This window comes from Sphingorhabdus sp. (assembly GCF_044374345.1).
Classification (GTDB): Bacteria; Pseudomonadota; Alphaproteobacteria; order Sphingomonadales; family Sphingomonadaceae; genus Sphingorhabdus_B.
Map to the genome: position 1 here is coordinate 1 of NZ_JBILOS010000042.1, position 16,126 is coordinate 16,126.

Genomic DNA, 16,126 nt, shown 5'->3' on the forward strand with positions numbered 1-16,126 from the left:
TCATGAATGTTCCCTTGGGTAGAAGCATATAAATCAGATGATGTTCGAATCGGGCTTATATGTCGTTGCGACACCAATCGGCAACCTTGCAGATATGTCACAACGGGCGATTGATCTGCTGGAAGCCGCAGAAATTGTGGCAGTAGAAGACAGCCGGGTAACCGGTAAATTGCTGCACCATCTTGGCCTGAAGAAAAAGATGCGGCGCTATAACGACCATAGTGGCGAGGCGGAGCGCGTGTCACTGGTCGCCGCTGCGCGCGGCGCGGTGGTTGCGTTGGTGTCGGACGCGGGGACGCCGCTGATTTCAGACCCCGGTTACAAGCTGGTGCGCAGCGCACGCGCGGCAGGCGTGCCGGTATATACCATCCCCGGTGCAAGCGCGGTAACGGCGGCGCTGTCGATTTGCGGTTTGCCCACGGATCGATTTTTGTTCGCCGGTTTCCTTCCCAATAAAGCCAAGGCACGTGTCGAAACCTTGGAGGAGCTGGGGCAGGTAAAGGCGACGTTGGTTTTTTACGAGGCTGGGCCGCGTCTTGCTGCATCGCTTTCCGCGATTGCGGAGACCTATGGCGACCGTGAAGTCGCCGTCGCGCGGGAACTGACCAAGAAATTTGAAGAGGTTGTAACGGGCACCGCATCCGAACTTGCCGCGCGTTATGCGGCGCAAGAGCCAAAGGGTGAAATCGTCCTGATCATCGGTCCGCCGGCGGATGACGTTGCCTATGACACCGGTGATGTGGACGCAGCATTGCGCGAAGCATTGGATACCATGTCCGCCGCCAAGGCCGCTGGCGTGATTGCCAAGCGTTTCGGGCTGGAGCGCAGCGACGTCTATGCGCGCGCTACGCAACTGAAGTCGCAGTGAACCGGTTGGCCGCAGAAAAATTGGGGCGGCGTGGCGAAAATATCGCCGCCTGGTTTTTGCGGTTAAAGGGGTGGCGGGTCGTTGCCACGCGCGTCAAAACGCCGCGCGGCGAAGTTGACCTGATCGCGCGGCGCGGCAAAACCATTGCGTTCGTCGAAGTAAAAGCGCGCGCAAATGTGCGTGACCTCGCCACCGCGATTGACGCGTACAGATTACGCCGCGTTGCAGCTGCGGCGGAAATTCTGCTCCCGAAATATGGAAAAGAATGCGAAAATATGCAGATAGACGTGATTATGGTTGCGCCATGGCGTTGGCCGAACCATCTGCCAAACGTCTGGCACGGATAAGGACAAGCAAATGGCAATACAAATGGCGGTCCAGATGGACCCGATGGACGGCATCAACATTCATGGCGACTCCAGCTTTGCGCTGATGCTTGCTGGCCAATCGCGCGGCTATGACATTTGGCATTATGATGTGATGTCATTGACGCTCGACGCCAACGACCGGCTGACGGCGCTCGCACATCCCGTGCATGACATCCAACGCGTCGATGGCGCACATTATCGGTTCGGCGCGCCGCAGCGTATTGATCTGGGCTCCGACATCGACGTTGTGCTGATGCGGCAGGACCCGCCATTTCACGTAGGTTATATCACCGCCACCCATTTGCTTGAACGCATCGAGCATGAGACGTTGGTGGTTAACAACCCGGCCAGCGTGCGCAACGCGCCGGAAAAGGTCATGGTGCTCGACTATCGCAAGTTCATGCCACCGACGCTGATTACGCGTTCACTCGATGAAGTGCGCGCGTTTCAAAAGGAACATGGCGCGATTGTCGTAAAGCCGCTCCATGGCAATGGCGGCAAGGCCATTTTCCGGATTGAAGCCGATGGCAGCAATGTCGGCGCGCTGTTTGAGGTGTTCAATTCGACATGGCCCGAACCGCATATGGTGCAGCCATTCCTGCCCGACGTTGCGAAGGGCGATAAGCGCATCGTTCTGATCGACGGCGAAGTCACAGGGGCCATCAACCGCCGTCCGGGTGAAGGCGAATTCCGGTCGAACCTTGCCGTGGGCGGCAGTGCCGAAGCGACGTTACTGACCCCGGAGGAGCAGGAAATTTGCGCTGCGATGGGGCCGCGATTGAAGGAACTTGGTCTGATATTCGTCGGCATTGATGTCATTGGCGGAAAATGGCTGACGGAAATCAACGTGACCTCGCCAACCGGTATCGTCGCGATTGACCGCTTCAATGGCACCGATACCGCTGCGAAAATACTTGATGCCATTGAACGCAGGCTTGGCGGCCGGGGTTAATGGAAGACTGGATTATCAGGCTCGTCGAATGGGGGCATTATTGGGGCGTCGCCCTGCTGATGCTGCTAGAGACCGTTTTTCCGCCCGTCCCGTCAGAGGTTATTATGACCGTGGCGGGTGTGTCCGCGGCACGTGGCAATATGAGCCTTTGGGGCACGATCGCGGCCGGAACCGCAGGCGCGATGCTTGGCAACTGGCTGTGGTATTGGCTGGCCATAAAGTTTGGCGAAGCGCGGATGCATGTGTTTATCGACCGCTACAGCCGTTGGCTCACGCTCGACTGGGCGGAGATTGAACGCGGGCATGGGCTGTTTCGCAAGCATGGGCCAATCATCGTGCTTGTGGCGCGGATGTTGCCGACGCTGCGTTCATTGATTTCGATTCCCGCTGGTCTGTTCGGGATGTCGCTGCGCCGTTTTCTGGTTTTCTCCACGATTGGAACGGCGGGGTGGAGCGCGGCTCTCGCCTGCGCGGGCTATTTCTTGGGCTCACAATTTGACGATATCGAAAAGTGGCTTGGGCCTTTGTCGACCGTCATCATCATCGGCATATTGGGGTCTTATGTGTGGCGTCTGGCGCGCTGGAAGCCCAGCCCTAAGCCCGTGCCTAAGCCCGTGGATGCGCGTTCTGATATTCATCCAGAAGCATAGCCGTATCGACGGCGGTATAAATTTGCGTTGATGATAGGCTGCTGTGGCCCAGTAGTTCCTGAAGACTGCGCAAATCTGCACCCCCCGCAAGCAAATGCGTTGCAAAGCTGTGGCGCAAGGCGTGCGGCGTTGTGCGTTCCGATAGGCCAAGCCGCATGCGCGCACCTTGCACCGCGCGGCGCACAAGTGCGGGCGCCAATGGCCCACCGCGCGCACCGCGAAACAATGGCTCGTCTGCGGCCATCGGATAAGGGCACAGCGCAATATATTCCTGAATAGCGGTGCGGACTTGATCTAGCAGCGGCACAATGCGCGTCTTGTTTCGCTTGCCGGTGACGCGCAGTGTCGTGGCAAGCGGCAAGATATCGCCATTTAGCCCCGTCGCTTCGCTCACGCGCAGGCCGCTGCCATAGAGCAGCAGAAGCAAGGCCCAGTCACGCGCGCCGATCCAGCCATCGTTCGCGCTTTCTGCGACGTCATCCGCGAGTGCGAGAACATCGTCGGGATTTACAGGGCGCGGCAGGCTGCGCTGTATGCGCGGTCCCTTCATTGGGGGCAGGGTTGCGTTTTCGCCCAGTGCAAAGCGCAAAAAATGACGGGCAGCGGACAATTCGCGCGCGGTGGACCGGTTGGTCAGGCCATCGCCACGCCGGTCCGCGAGAAATGCGCGCATATCCGCGGCGGAAATTTTTATCAGCGTTGTGCGATCGACTGTCGATCCCCAGTGCAATTGCAGAAAAGCGGTAAGCCGATCTGCCGTGGCGTGATAGGCGCGGACACTATGCGGCGACATCCGGCGATTGTCGGTCAGGAACGTCAGATATTCGGCGAGCAGTGACATTATGCCGTCATGCTATCAGGCGGCAGTATCCGCCTCAACCGCTACTATTTGCGGCAGGATCGCATCCAGCAACGGCATGCCTTGCGGCGTAACCGTGAAGCGGTCGCCGTCGCGGGTGATGAGGCCAAGGCGCGCGATTTTGTCGACAGCCGTGAAATCCAGCATCTTGTCTGGCGCAATACCCGTGCGCGATGACAGGCGCTCAAGGCTGATGCCCTCGCTCAGCCGCAGTCCCATGAGCAAGCTCTCGGTTGCACGGCTTGCGGGGTCGAGATGATCTTCGGCGCTAATGCCATGCGCGTTGCGTTCGACTGCGGAAAGAAAATTCTCTGGTTTTTTATGACGTTGTGTCGCATAGTTCAGGCGCCGTCCATGTGCGCCGGGGCCAATGCCGATGTAATCATCATAGCGCCAGTAACTCAAATTATGCCGGCTTTCATGACCCACCCGCGCATGGTTGCTAATCTCATAAGCCGCCATGCCCGCCGCGCGCGTCATGTCCTGCGTCATATCATAAAGGGTCGCCGCATCGTCATCGTCGGCGGGGGTGAAGTGTCCCGTGCGCACGAGCGTTTCGAAGCGTGTGCCCGCCTCAATCGTCAACTGGTATAGCGACATATGATCGGTGCCGAAGGACAATGCGCGCCGAAGTTCCGCCGCCCACTGCTTAGCCGTTTGTTCGGGCCGCGCATAAATCAGGTCGATATTGACGCGGTCGAAATGTTGCTGCGCGACTGCGAGCGCATCAAGGCTCTCCGCAACGGAATGCGCACGCCCCAAAAAGGCCAAGGCGGCGTCATCGAGCGATTGCAGGCCAAGCGACACGCGGTTGACGCCAGCTTTGGCCAAATCGGCAAAGCGCGATGCCTCAACCGAGGACGGGTTTGCCTCAAGTGTAATCTCGATATTGTCCGCAAAGCCCCAATGTTGCGCAGCGGCGTCAATCAACGCGGCGACTGTTGAAGGCGGCATGAGCGATGGCGTGCCACCGCCGAAGAAAATGGAACTGAGCTTGCGGTCAGGTGTCAACGCTGCTTCGTAGGCCATATCCGCGAGTAAGGCTTTGCACCACGCGTCTTGGTCTACGCTTTCGCGCACATGGCTGTTGAAATCACAATAAGGGCATTTGGAAACGCAAAAGGGCCAGTGGATATAAAGGGCGAGCGGATTTGACATTTGAGCTTTACCGTAGCCCTGAGCCGGCAGTGCGGAGCACTGCCGAAAAGTCGAAGGGTGCGTCTCGTTCAACCAATGTGCTTGACTGATGGCCGCCCTTCGACGGTCGCAGCCACTGCGTGACTGCTGCTCTGGGCTACGGTCTGGTAAGATGTGGCGCTTGTCAAAAAACCGCCTCAACCAATTTGCGGAACGCATCTGCCCGATGGCTCATGGCATGTTTTTCCGCCGGGTCCAGTTCCGCAAAAGTTTGCGCGCGGTCGGTTGGCACAAACACAGGATCATAGCCAAAGCCCAACGTGCCACGCGGAGGCCATGTCAGGCTGCCTTGTACGCGGCCTTCGAACACTTCTTCATGACCATCGGGCCATGCAAGCGCGAGGGTGCAGATGAAGTAAGCGCTTCGGTCGGTATCTGGACCAAGCTCGGCCAATTTGCCTTCGACTTTACCCATGGCCATATACCAGTCGCGTCCCGGTCCGCCTTCGAACCGCTGCTTTTCCGCCCAGTCTGCGGTGTACACTCCGGGTGCGCCACCAAGCACGGCCACGCACAGGCCGCTGTCATCTGCCAAGGCAGGCAGGCCTGATCCTTGCGCAGAGGCATGTGCTTTCAGTAGTGCATTTTCGGCAAAGGTCGTGCCGGTCTCGTCGGGCTCGGGCAAGCCAAGTTCGCCCGCCGAAACCGGTTCGATGCCGAAGGGCGCCAGCAAGGCGCGGATTTCACGCACCTTGCCCGCATTGTGGCTGGCGATGACAAGCTTTCCGGGCTGCAATTTGCGGTGGGTCATATATTCTTGCCTTGAACCATTGGCGTTTAAACTGCCAAATGCGGTTACTTTACCGCTTCAGCTTGCACAGCAAAAATCCGGTCGGTGCCCATGCGTGCGAGACGGAGCAAGCGCAGCAGGCTTTCCTCATCATAGGTCGCACCTTCGGCGGTCGCTTGTACTTCGGCGATTTGTCCGCCTTCAATAAGGACAAAGTTCGCATCAGCGTCAGCGCTCGAATCTTCGATATAGTCGAGGTCAAGCACGGGCGTCCCGTTGACGATACCGCAGCTGATGGCGGCGACGCGGCCGCTGATCGGATCTTCCTTAATCGCGCCCGAAACAAGCAGGCCATCGACCGCAAGCCGCAAGGCGACCCATGCGCCGGAAATAGCCGCAGTGCGCGTTCCGCCGTCGGCTTGCAACACATCACAATCGATCGTGATCTGATGCTCGCCCAGCTTTTTCATATCTACGACAGCGCGTAAAGAACGGCCAATAAGGCGTTGAATTTCTTGTGTTCTACCGGACTGCTTACCTTTCGCCGCTTCACGCTGGCTGCGGGTGTGCGTGGCGCGTGGGAGCATGGAATATTCCGCCGTCACCCAACCTTCACCCTTGCCACGCAACCATGGCGGTAGGCGATCCTCGACGCTCGCGGTGACAAGCACGCGGGTGTCGCCAAAGCAGATGAGGCAGCTGCCCTCTGCATGCTTGGTGAAATGGGTTTCAATCGAAATGGCGCGCATTTCGTCTGGCGCACGGCCTGATGGTCGCATGATAGTCTCCTGATAATGGGTTGAAGAACGCAATAGCTTGCCCCGCTTGCTTTGCAAGCGCGCTGCGCTAAACCAGCAACCGTGAGCCAAATTCCAATCAATGAACTGAACGATCGCACGCGCGTCATCTTCCGGATGGTGGTCGAAAGCTATTTGGACAATGGCGCGCCCGTGGGGTCGCGGACGCTTTCCAAATTTGCGGGCCTGAATTTGTCGCCCGCCTCCATTCGCAATGTGATGCAGGATTTGGAAGAGGCAGGCTTGCTTGCCTCACCGCACACCAGCGCTGGCCGCGTGCCCACCGAAAGCGGGCTTCGTCTTTTTGTCGACGGCATGATGCAGTCGGCTGAACCGTCGATGGAAGAACGCCGTGCGATTGAATCGCAAATCATAAGCGAGGGGCCAATTGAGGAAGCGTTGGCGGCGGCAACGTCGGTGTTGTCGGGACTATCGGCCTGTGCCGGAATCGTGCTCGTCCCCAAACGCGATGCGGTGTTGAAGGCGTTCAACTTTGCGCGTCTGTCGCCGACCCAAGTTTTAGCCATCATGGTAGGGTCGGACAACAGCGTCGAAAACCGGTTGGTGGCGATTGACCCTTCTGTTTCCGATTCGGTGTTGGTTGAGGCGTCCAACTATATCTCGGCCCGATTGTCGGGTTTGACCTTGTCAGAGGCGCTAGAGCATCTTGACCGCGAAATTCGCGCTGAACAGGCGGAGCTTGACGCGGCAAGCCAGAAGCTCGTGCGCGATGGGCTGGCGATCTGGTCGCTCGATGCCAACGACCGGCCGGTGCTGATTGTGCGCGGTCAGTCGAACCTGATTGACGACGCCGCAGCGGCGGACCTTGACCGGGTACGCCAGTTGCTCGACGAATTGGAAAGCAAGGAAGAAATCGCGCGGTTGGTCGACAGTGCCCGCGATGCGCAGTCGACGCGGATCTTCATTGGTTCGGAGAATAATCTGTTCTCGCTGTCCGGCTCCTCAGTCATCGCTGCGCCTTATCGCGAAGCCGGTGGCAAGGTGGTTGGTGTCGTGGGCGTCATTGGGCCGACACGGCTCAATTATGCCCGCATTGTGCCGATGGTCGATTTCACGGCACAGGCGCTCAGCCGCTTAATAAAGTGACGCACGGCTTGATGAAACCGAATTGGTTTCTATATGCGCAAAGCAACAGGCGGCATAAGTGTCGCAACAATCATGGGTTAATTAGGTTATGACGGACAAGAACACTCAATCCGCAGATGCAGCAGCAGAAAAGGAATTGGAAGGCGTGCCAGAGCATATGAAGGATGACGCTTCGGAAGCGACCGACTCCGCCGACGCCAAAATTGCCACGCTCGAAGACGCGCTCGCCACGGCACAGCAAGAAGTTCTGTATGCGCAGGCCGAAACCCAAAATGTGCGCCGCCGCATGGAAAAGGAAGCGCAAGATGCGCGCGCTTATGCCGCAACCGGCTTTGCCCGCGACGTCTTGTCCGTGTCCGACAATTTGGCCCGTGCATTGGAAGCTATCCCCGCCGAAATGCGCGAGAGCGAGTCGATGAAGCCGCTCGTCATTGGCCTTGAAGCCACTGGCCGCGAACTCGACAGCGTCTTTGCCAAAAACGGCATCACCCGCATCGCCGCAATGGGCATGCCGCTTGACCCGAACCAGCATCAGGCGATGGTCGAAATACCAAGCGCAGATGCTGAACCGGGCACGATCGTGGCCGAGATGCAGGCGGGTTATATGATCAAGGATCGCTTGCTGCGCCCTGCGTTGGTTGGGGTGGCTAAAGCGCCGGAGTAACGCCTGTCCTATCATGACCATTACACCGGGGGTGGTCTAACCTAACGCGCTCCGCTATCCAGCGCGTCCCATGACCACAGCGGCATTCCCTTTGGACCGTCAGTCCCCTTGGCGCGATGAATTTCGCGCGACATTGTCGCTTGCATGGCCGTTGATCCTGACGAACTTGTCGATGTCGTTGATTGGCGCGACCGATGTGGTGATGGTGGGGTGGCTGGGGCCAACCGAGTTGGCGGCGGCATCGCTGGGGTTCAACCTGTGTATGACCGCGGCCATTTTCTGCATGGGTCTCGTTACCGCGACAGCGCCGATGATGGCGAGCGAGCGCGGCGCAAAGGCCCATTCGGTGCGCGATATCCGCCGCACATTCCGGCAAGGATTGTGGGTCGCGGTTGCGATCATGATACCGATCTGGTTGGTCCTGTGGCAGGCGGAGACGGTGTTGCTGACGCTTGGGCAGCAAGCCGAGCTTGCATCCAAAGCACAAAGCTATGTGCGGGCCTATATGTGGTCGATCCTGCCATTTTTGTGGCTGATTATCGCACGTAATTTCCTGTCGGCGTTGGAACAGCCCATGTGGTCGCTCGTGATGGGCATAATGGGCGTTTTTGCCAACGCGGCATTCAACTATGTCCTGATTTTTGGGAAGCTTGGCCTGCCGCCTTTGGGACTGGTCGGCGCGGGCATCGGCAGTATTCTTGCCAATATGTTCATGTTTTTGGGCATGGTTGCGGTGATCACTTATCACCCCAAATTCCGGCGATATCATCTATTCGGACGTTGGTGGCGCAGCGATTGGCAGCGTTTTCGCGCGTTGTGGAAACTGGGCCTGCCGATTGGCGTGACGATGGGGTTGGAAGGTGGCGTGTTTGGCGTGGCCGTTATGCTCATGGGGTTAATCGACACTGCCTCGGTCGCGGCGCATGCCATTGCGCTTCAGGTTGCAAGCGTGACGTTCATGGTGCCGATGGGCCTTGCGCAGGCCGCGACAGTGCGTGTGGGCATTGGTTATGGCCGACGCGACCCTTCGCTGATCCGCCGTGCCGGTTGGACCAGCTTCGTCATGGGAACCGGGTTCATGGCGGCTATGGCCGTGTTGATGTGGCTGTCGCCCGAATTACTGATTGCGCTGTTCATTGATCGCGACGCCGCGGTCAATGCAGAGGTTGTGCGGCTCGCCGTCAGCTTCCTTGCCATTGCAGCTTTGTTCCAGATTGTTGATGGCGCCCAAGTCGTCGGCGCGGGCATGCTGCGGGGATTACATGACACCAGCGTGCCCATGTTGTTCGCGGCCTTTGGCTATTGGGTGGTCGGCATTGGCGTTGGTGCGTGGTTGGCATTTTCGCAAGGGTGGAACGGCGTTGGCATCTGGGTCGGCTTGGCGAGCGGGCTGGGCATTGTTGCCATACTCATGCTCGTCCGCTGGTCGCTGCGCGCGCGGCTCGGACTGCTGCCTGCAGAAGCTTAACAAACCATCATATTGCGACAATATTGGAAAAGGGCATGCCTTAGCCGTCGATTGCCTTTTTCTCGTCCGGGTCAGTGCCGTCGACTTCCTGCACGCGGGCTTTTACCAATATGCGGGCATTGTTGGAGAACAGAAATTCCGCTTCGATCACGCCAAGCCGGCGGGGGATGAGGTTGACGCCCCACATCATCACATGCTTGCCGCCCTTTTTGAAAGCGACGGTTTCGTCTGCGGGAATGCGGACGCGTTGCAGGGGCACCATCGACACGGCCCCCGTTTTCGGATCCACCGTCACATCGTGCATTTCAACGCGGATGGCGGATGGCGAACTGACGCGCAGCAAATAGACATCTTCGGGGCCGCCATAGACGTTGAAGTGAAATGCTGACGGATTGCTGTCGACTGGCGATAGCGTGAGCACCGCCTCTTTGACCTTTAGCTGCGGTGTCGGGCCGCATGAGCCCAGCAATAATGCAATTGCTGCGGCTGCAACTGTGAATATCCGTCGGTTCATATGATCCTCTTTTCGGCATTGGCTTTGTTGTTCAAAGCCGGGACTGTGATTACTTTTTCCCCTATCTAGGGTTGCCGAAGTCTTGTGCCAAGAGATTTGGCACCTATATCGCCGCTACACGGTTGCATTACGGGAAAACACCGGTGCCTGATAGGGCCGGACCGTAAGTGGCCAGTAAGCGTTCAATTTTAAAATTTCGGGGTAAAGTTTTTATGGCTAAAGTTATTGGTATCGACTTGGGCACGACAAACAGCTGCGTTGCGGTAATGGACGGCGGCAAGCCCAAGGTCATCGAAAATGCGGAAGGCGCACGTACGACGCCATCGATCGTGGCCTTTGCTAAGGACGGCGAGCGTCTGATCGGTCAACCGGCAAAGCGTCAGGCCGTCACCAATCCGGAAAGCACGATTTTCGCAGTGAAGCGCCTTATCGGCCGCCGCTTCGACGATCCAATCACCAAAAAAGATACAGAGCTTGTTCCTTACAGCATAGTCAAGGGCAAGAATGGCGACGCATGGGTAAAGGCTGGCGGTGAAGATTATTCGCCATCGCAGATTTCGGCCTTCATCCTTCAGAAAATGAAGGAAACGGCAGAGGCCTATCTGGGCGAAACCGTCACGCAAGCCGTCATCACGGTTCCCGCTTATTTCAACGATGCCCAGCGTCAGGCGACGAAGGATGCTGGCCAGATTGCGGGTCTTGAAGTTCTGCGTATCATTAACGAGCCAACCGCCGCTGCGCTTGCATATGGCATGGACAAGGATGAGAACAAAACCATCGCGGTCTATGACCTTGGCGGCGGTACGTTCGACATTTCGATCCTCGAAGTTGGCGACGGCGTTTTCGAAGTGAAATCGACCAATGGCGACACGTTCTTGGGCGGTGAAGACTTTGACAGCAAGCTTGTCGAATTTTTGGCAGCAGACTTCCAAAAAGCCGAAGGCATTGACCTGACCAAGGACAAGCTCGCGCTTCAGCGTTTGAAGGAAGCGGCTGAAAAGGCGAAGATTGAACTGTCATCGACACAAACGACTGAAGTCAACTTGCCGTTCATCACCGCTGACCAAAATGGTCCAAAGCACCTCGTGAAGACAATCACCCGTGCCGACCTTGAAAAGCTGGTGGATGACCTTATCAAGCGCACGTTGGAGCCTTGCAAAAAGGCTTTGGCTGACGCTGGTCTGAAGGCTGATGCCATTGACGAAGTTGTCATGGTTGGCGGTATGACCCGCATGCCAAAGGTACGTGACGTTGTTAAGGCGTTCTTCGGCAAGGAACCGCACACGGGCGTAAACCCTGACGAAGTTGTTGCCATGGGCGCAGCCATTCAGGCAGGCGTGTTGCAGGGCGACGTTAAGGACGTGTTGTTGCTGGACGTAACACCGCTGTCGCTTGGCATCGAAACATTGGGCGGTGTGTTCACCCGCATGATCGACCGTAACACGACGATCCCGACCAAGAAGAGCCAAGTCTACTCGACTGCCGAAGATAACCAGAATGCGGTTACCATCCGTGTGTTCCAAGGCGAGCGTGAAATGGCGGCGGATAACAAGCTGCTCGGCAATTTCGACCTTGTCGGAATTCCACCCGCACCGCGCGGCGTGCCGCAGGTTGAAGTGACATTCGATATCGATGCCAACGGCCTCGTTAGCGTAACTGCAAAGGACAAGGGCACGGGCAAGGAACAGCAGATCAAGATCCAAGCCTCGGGCGGTTTGTCCGACGCCGACATTGATCAGATGGTCCGTGACGCCGAAGCATTTGCTGAAGAAGACAAGAAACGTCGTGAAGCTGCGGAAGCCAAGAACAATGCCGAAAGCCTTGTGCACAGCACGGAAAAGCAGCTCGAAGAGCATGGCGACAAGATTGACGCTGCGCTGAAGGGCGAAATCGAAGCGGCTGTTGCGGAAACCAAGACCGCCATCGAAGGTGGTGATGCAGAAGCGATGAAGGAAAAGGCAACGGCCTTGGCGCAAATCGCGATGAAGCTTGGTGAAGCCATCTACAAGGAAGAGCAAGCTGCGGCATCGCCGGGCACTGCGACCGAAGAAGCCCCTGCGGACGACAATGTTGTCGATGCAGAATTCTCCGAAGTCGAAGACGACAAGAAAGACTGATGTTGAAAATTCCCGACCGTCGCCAGCGAAATGCAGCGACGGTCGGGAAGCCGGGGGGTAGTCAGTCATGAATCTTGACATCGATTATTACGAATTGTTGGAAGTCGAGCGGACAGCGGATGAGAAGACGCTGAAATCCGCCTATCGCCGGATCGCGATGGAATGCCATCCCGACCGCAATCCCGGCTGCGACAAATCCGAAGCCAGATTTAAAGCGGTCAGCCAGGCCTATGATGTCCTGAAAGATCCCCAAAAACGTGCGGCCTATGACCGTCTTGGCAAAGCCGCGTTTGAAAATGGCGGCATGGGTGGCGGCGGCCAGGGTGGCGCAGGCTTTGGTGACTTTTCCGACATATTCGAAAGCTTCTTCGGTGATGCCTTTGGCGGACGTCAGCGTGGCCCCGCACGCGGTGCAGACTTACGCTATGATCTCGAAATTTCGCTTGATGAAGCCTTCCACGGCAAGGATGCCGAAATCACCATCGACGTGGCGACGGCTTGTGGTACCTGTGAAGGGACAGGCGCAACGCCGGGTTCGGGCAAGCGCCGTTGCAACCTGTGTGCCGGTCACGGTAAGGTGCGCGCGCAGCAAGGTTTCTTCGTCGTCGAACGGACTTGCCCGACCTGTCATGGCCGGGGTGAGGTTATCGAAGACCCATGCCGTGTCTGTGCGGGCGAAGGCCGGAAGGACGAACGCAAGACCATATCCGTAAATATTCCGCCGGGCGTCGATGAAGGCACCCGCATTCGGGTTGCGGGCAAAGGCGAAGCTGGGCCTTATGGCGCGGCCGCCGGTGACCTGTACATCTTCATCCATTTGTCGCGGCACAAGGTGTTCGAGCGCGACGGCACGACATTGTTCTGCCGTGTGCCCGTAAGCTTCACCACAGCGGCGCTGGGCGGCGAAATCCGTATTCCGGGTCTGGATGGTGCTGAACATATCATCATCGTTCCAGAGGGCATCCAGTCGGGCAAACAGCTGCGCCAGCGCGGGGCAGGGATGCCTGTCCTGCAAGGACGTGGACGCGGCGATATGGTCATTCAAATCGATGTTGAAACGCCGTCCAAGCTGTCGGCGCGCCAGAAAGAGATCTTGCGCGAGTTCCGTGAAACCGAAACCGGTGAGGAATGTCCGCAATCGACAGGCTTTTTTGATAAGCTCAAAGGGATTTGGGACGGCATCGCGACGTGATTGCGGTGCGCGCCAAGTGCGCGCAGGTTCGTTGATGCTGTCTTCGATATATTGAAATGAAGGCTCAGATTTCGATCTGATCAATCTCGTTCCGCAATGATGCGATCAGGGGCTGGACATATTTCAGCCGATCCTGCTCCTCATCCAATATCGCATGGAAGGCGAGCCGTTTGTAAGCCCGCACCCTGTTTTCGGCGAAGTCATGACCGGCGGGAAGGGACGACACCAAAATGTCAATGAGCCGTTCCGCCCCGTGCAACCGCCCCCACAGATAATCATTCTCGCGATAGGACCGGCTGAAAAACGCGCCGAAATTGTTGAATTCTATGCCCTTCAACGTGGCTGCGGCGCCACCTTGGCGGATGGAGTTGCAGTCTTCGGGTGAAATGCGGTCGACTTTGACGGGGTCAAATTCGTCGAACCCTTCGTCCTGCAATAATGGCAAGGTCGCGATATCGTACAGCGCATAACCCAGATAGCCGAGCAGCATGGCCCGGCGCGCTTCAACCGGCAGGGCGAGGAGCGCTGCGCACAATATCGCATCCACACGCAGGTCTGTTTGGACGAGGTCGCGCTGGGCCGCCAAATGGTCTATGAGCCCGGCCGGATTGGTGACGCCCGCCTTTGCGGCTATGGCAAAATCTACGCCTAGAAATTCGGCCGTTTCTAGATCCAGATACATCGCCAGACAGCGATAAATGGCATCACGTATCTGCGTGATGTCCTTTTCGGGTACGTCGATGACATTTTCGACCTCTTCGGTCAGATGCCGTGCAAGGAAGCGGAGCCGGCGAATTCTGAACCGTAGATCATGCGTGCCAAAAAAGGCGATGGACTGTTTGGTCGCTTGCTTGCCGCCGTCTTGCGGCATGCGGTCCAATCCCCGTGTCCTGATTTCGGTCCACAAAGCCGCTCTCAAGTCGCGGAAAAACCCGTTATTTGCATCGGGCAAGCTGCGCCGCGCGGTCGCCACAATATCGTCGACGACGCCCGCAAGCTTCAAATGGCCATAGGCACGATAGCTGAAACCAGCAGCAAGTATCGCCTTTTCCTGCGCAGATTGACGCCATTTCTGCATACGGACGGCAGTCGGCTGGCTCAGGAACCAGGTCTTGCCCAGCAGTGCCTCGACAGTGGTTTCGACTTCGTCCCGTAGGCTGTCGATCAGCTGTCGCATGCGTTCGATCCGTTCCGACCGGCCCGAGATTTTTTCCAAGCTATCGCGGATCGGTTGCTCCCGCGGGATGTTCGATGTCGCGCCAAATATCGTTGCGAAAAAGCCGGGCGGTTTGCGCGGGGTGTCGGCGCTGCCATCTGCGTTGCGCCGACCGAAGCGGAAACTTGGGCGGCCGGGCTTTGGGTCAATATAGACAAAGCGGCGGTCAACTTCGCGGCGCGCGGGGCGGTTGCGCAGGGCGGCAATCGCCTGATTAAACGGGGCGTTGGCGAGCACGGAACCGTCAATCAGCATCGTGTCTTCCGCGGCATTGGCGGCAAATTGCTGCGGCAATATACGTTTCAGAAATGCGTTCCGTCCCAGCCACGGCACATTTTCGCGCGCAAGCAATCGGTCAAGTTCACGCACCGAAAAGGGCGGGAACGCACCCGGGAAGCTCGCGGTTGCGCGCGCCGCAAAGATGAGTTCGGCCATATCGGCAAGGTCCGTCCGCCCGCGTGTCGAAAAGTCGACGGTGATCCTGTGCTCAGATTCCGTCACCTCGGGCGGGCTGTTCAACCGCAAGACTTGATCATGCCCGTTAAAATCGGTGACCGTCACAAACAGGTCGAGCGGTTGGTTGATGGGCAAAAGCGGCGATCCCGCTTTGCTCGCCGCCATGGCCTTCAACGCATCCAGCAATAGCTTGGAAAACACATTGCCGCCAAAGGGTGGCGCGAACCAGCGGGCACGGACGAAGCGGGATAGCTTGGTTGCCACCTCGTCCTGTGCTTCCTTCGCGACCGTCTGTTCAACCGCGCCGCCGCGCCGCCGCAAGATTAACCACGCTATCGGTGTTGCCCAAAATTTGGAGAAGCGCGACAGCGGACGCGCATCGGGGTCCAGCAGGACGTCCACATCCGCCATTTCAAGCCACATATCGGTCAGCGGCTCCAGCGACTGCCCTGTGACAATGGCTTGGGATAGAAATATGCCGTTGATGCCGCCCGCGCTGGACCCGGCGATAATATCGGTCAGCACGCGCAGCTTCGTTCCGCTGACTTGAGATATTTCGGCGAGGAGGTCGTGATAGACGGACTCGCTGCCGCCCGTTGCGGGCACTGCATCATGGAACGCGCGGCTGGCGCGGACCATATGCCAAATCTCGCGCGTGACGCCATGCATGTAAATGGCAAGGCTTACCCCGCCATAACAAATGAGCGCCAGCCGAAGTTCTTTTTCACGCATGCCGATGGTGTGACACCGCCAAAGGGCGTGCGCAAGCACCTATGCGTGCTTTTTACGGCTTGAGTTCTTGATATGTTCTGATAGTTTCCGCTTATGGCAAAGGCAAAGCGCAAATATGTATGTCAGGCATGCGGTTCCGAAGCGAACCGTTGGCAGGGGCAATGTGACGACTGCGGCGAATGGAATACGCTGGCGGAAGAGGCGAGCGCGACGGTCTTTGAGCTGAAGCATCATTTGCA

The 16,126-nt window shown here is 57.8% G+C and carries 15 protein-coding genes and 1 pseudogene; 10 read left to right on the forward strand and 6 right to left on the reverse strand.

What is annotated here, in order from left to right:
* Nucleotides 1-37: 37 nt before the first annotated feature.
* From rsmI to ACIQ5B_RS05955, 4 genes are read left to right on the forward strand one after another with little or no spacing between them, the layout of a single operon-like run.
* Nucleotides 38-868, forward strand: a complete 831-nt coding sequence (gene rsmI / locus ACIQ5B_RS05940; RefSeq protein ID WP_397598215.1) for a 16S rRNA (cytidine(1402)-2'-O)-methyltransferase — start codon at nt 38-40, stop codon at nt 866-868.
* Entirely contained in the window at nt 865-1,215 is a 351-nt protein-coding gene (locus ACIQ5B_RS05945; protein WP_333568978.1) for a YraN family protein, read from the forward strand. The genes rsmI and ACIQ5B_RS05945 overlap by 4 nt, the downstream gene beginning before the upstream one ends.
* Nucleotides 1,216-1,225: 10 nt before the next feature.
* Entirely contained in the window at nt 1,226-2,188 is a 963-nt protein-coding gene (gshB, locus tag ACIQ5B_RS05950) for a glutathione synthase (RefSeq protein WP_397598216.1), read from the forward strand.
* Nucleotides 2,188-2,838 (forward strand): DedA family protein, encoded by a 651-nt coding sequence (locus tag ACIQ5B_RS05955; RefSeq protein ID WP_395627933.1) that lies wholly within the window; start codon nt 2,188-2,190, stop codon nt 2,836-2,838. The genes gshB and ACIQ5B_RS05955 overlap by 1 nt, the downstream gene beginning before the upstream one ends.
* On the opposite strand, the gene ACIQ5B_RS05960 is transcribed toward ACIQ5B_RS05955, so the two are convergent.
* The 4 genes from ACIQ5B_RS05960 to rph form a co-directional block, all read right to left on the reverse strand.
* On the reverse strand, nt 2,795-3,679 hold the full coding sequence (locus ACIQ5B_RS05960; protein WP_397598217.1) for a tyrosine recombinase XerC: 885 nt from the start codon (nt 3,677-3,679) through the stop codon (nt 2,795-2,797). The two genes, ACIQ5B_RS05955 and ACIQ5B_RS05960, sit on opposite strands and share 44 nt — an antisense overlap.
* A 15-nt stretch (nt 3,680-3,694) precedes the next feature.
* Nucleotides 3,695-4,855 carry a radical SAM family heme chaperone HemW gene (hemW, locus tag ACIQ5B_RS05965; RefSeq protein WP_397598218.1) on the reverse strand — a complete coding sequence of 387 codons (1,161 nt, stop codon included), beginning with the start codon at nt 4,853-4,855 and terminating at the stop codon, nt 3,695-3,697.
* A gap of 163 nt (nt 4,856-5,018) precedes the next feature.
* Complete coding sequence (rdgB, locus tag ACIQ5B_RS05970; protein WP_397598219.1) at nt 5,019-5,645, reverse strand: RdgB/HAM1 family non-canonical purine NTP pyrophosphatase; 627 nt, start codon at nt 5,643-5,645, stop codon at nt 5,019-5,021.
* A gap of 44 nt (nt 5,646-5,689) precedes the next feature.
* Entirely contained in the window at nt 5,690-6,403 is a 714-nt protein-coding gene (gene rph / locus ACIQ5B_RS05975) for a ribonuclease PH (RefSeq protein WP_397598220.1), read from the reverse strand.
* A gap of 81 nt (nt 6,404-6,484) precedes the next feature.
* Between rph and hrcA the strand changes: the two genes are divergently transcribed.
* The 3 genes from hrcA (at nt 6,485) to ACIQ5B_RS05990 (ending at nt 9,660) form a co-directional block, all read left to right on the forward strand.
* Nucleotides 6,485-7,528: a heat-inducible transcriptional repressor HrcA gene (gene hrcA, locus ACIQ5B_RS05980; protein ID WP_397598221.1), complete on the forward strand. Its 1,044-nt coding sequence runs from the start codon at nt 6,485-6,487 to the stop codon at nt 7,526-7,528.
* 88 nt (nt 7,529-7,616) lie between these two features.
* Nucleotides 7,617-8,192 carry a nucleotide exchange factor GrpE gene (grpE, locus tag ACIQ5B_RS05985; RefSeq protein WP_397598222.1) on the forward strand — a complete coding sequence of 192 codons (576 nt, stop codon included), beginning with the start codon at nt 7,617-7,619 and terminating at the stop codon, nt 8,190-8,192.
* 70 nt (nt 8,193-8,262) lie between these two features.
* Complete coding sequence (locus tag ACIQ5B_RS05990; RefSeq protein WP_397598223.1) at nt 8,263-9,660, forward strand: MATE family efflux transporter; 1,398 nt, start codon at nt 8,263-8,265, stop codon at nt 9,658-9,660.
* Nucleotides 9,661-9,700: 40 nt separating this feature from the next.
* Here ACIQ5B_RS05990 and ACIQ5B_RS05995 read toward each other — a convergent pair whose 3' ends face one another.
* Nucleotides 9,701-10,174 carry a copper chaperone PCu(A)C gene (locus ACIQ5B_RS05995; protein WP_397598224.1) on the reverse strand — a complete coding sequence of 158 codons (474 nt, stop codon included), beginning with the start codon at nt 10,172-10,174 and terminating at the stop codon, nt 9,701-9,703.
* 212 nt (nt 10,175-10,386) lie between these two features.
* Here ACIQ5B_RS05995 and dnaK point away from each other — a divergent pair, with 212 nt between their 5' ends.
* Together dnaK and dnaJ are read left to right on the forward strand one after the other, a co-directional pair.
* Nucleotides 10,387-12,291 (forward strand): molecular chaperone DnaK, encoded by a 1,905-nt coding sequence (dnaK, locus tag ACIQ5B_RS06000; RefSeq protein ID WP_397598225.1) that lies wholly within the window; start codon nt 10,387-10,389, stop codon nt 12,289-12,291.
* 67 nt (nt 12,292-12,358) lie between these two features.
* Nucleotides 12,359-13,483, forward strand: coding sequence for a molecular chaperone DnaJ (gene dnaJ / locus ACIQ5B_RS06005; protein ID WP_397598226.1), 1,125 nt, complete (start codon nt 12,359-12,361; stop codon nt 13,481-13,483).
* A 64-nt stretch (nt 13,484-13,547) separates the two neighbouring features.
* Here dnaJ and ACIQ5B_RS06010 read toward each other — a convergent pair whose 3' ends face one another.
* Complete coding sequence (locus ACIQ5B_RS06010) at nt 13,548-15,887, reverse strand: patatin-like protein (protein ID WP_397598227.1); 2,340 nt, start codon at nt 15,885-15,887, stop codon at nt 13,548-13,550.
* 93 nt (nt 15,888-15,980) lie between these two features.
* Between ACIQ5B_RS06010 and ACIQ5B_RS06015 the strand changes: the two are divergent.
* A pseudogene (locus ACIQ5B_RS06015) lies at nt 15,981-16,126 on the forward strand (DNA repair protein RadA); the annotation flags it as partial.

Excerpts from the sequence above, each read along its gene's own strand:
- rsmI (WP_397598215.1), top strand. The coding sequence starts at position 38 with ATGATGTTCGAATCGGGCTTATATGTCGTTGCGACACCAATCGGCAAC.
- gshB (WP_397598216.1), top strand. The coding sequence starts at position 1,226 with ATGGCAATACAAATGGCGGTCCAGATGGACCCGATGGACGGCATCAAC.
- ACIQ5B_RS05955 (WP_395627933.1), top strand. The coding sequence starts at position 2,188 with ATGGAAGACTGGATTATCAGGCTCGTCGAATGGGGGCATTATTGGGGC.
- ACIQ5B_RS05960 (WP_397598217.1), bottom strand. The coding sequence starts at position 3,679 with ATGTCACTGCTCGCCGAATATCTGACGTTCCTGACCGACAATCGCCGG.
- hemW (WP_397598218.1), bottom strand. The coding sequence starts at position 4,855 with ATGTCAAATCCGCTCGCCCTTTATATCCACTGGCCCTTTTGCGTTTCC.
- rdgB (WP_397598219.1), bottom strand. The coding sequence starts at position 5,645 with ATGACCCACCGCAAATTGCAGCCCGGAAAGCTTGTCATCGCCAGCCAC.
- rph (WP_397598220.1), bottom strand. The coding sequence starts at position 6,403 with ATGCGACCATCAGGCCGTGCGCCAGACGAAATGCGCGCCATTTCGATT.
- grpE (WP_397598222.1), top strand. The coding sequence starts at position 7,617 with ATGACGGACAAGAACACTCAATCCGCAGATGCAGCAGCAGAAAAGGAA.
- ACIQ5B_RS05990 (WP_397598223.1), top strand. The coding sequence starts at position 8,263 with ATGACCACAGCGGCATTCCCTTTGGACCGTCAGTCCCCTTGGCGCGAT.
- ACIQ5B_RS05995 (WP_397598224.1), bottom strand. The coding sequence starts at position 10,174 with ATGAACCGACGGATATTCACAGTTGCAGCCGCAGCAATTGCATTATTG.
- dnaK (WP_397598225.1), top strand. The coding sequence starts at position 10,387 with ATGGCTAAAGTTATTGGTATCGACTTGGGCACGACAAACAGCTGCGTT.
- dnaJ (WP_397598226.1), top strand. The coding sequence starts at position 12,359 with ATGAATCTTGACATCGATTATTACGAATTGTTGGAAGTCGAGCGGACA.
- ACIQ5B_RS06010 (WP_397598227.1), bottom strand. The coding sequence starts at position 15,887 with ATGCGTGAAAAAGAACTTCGGCTGGCGCTCATTTGTTATGGCGGGGTA.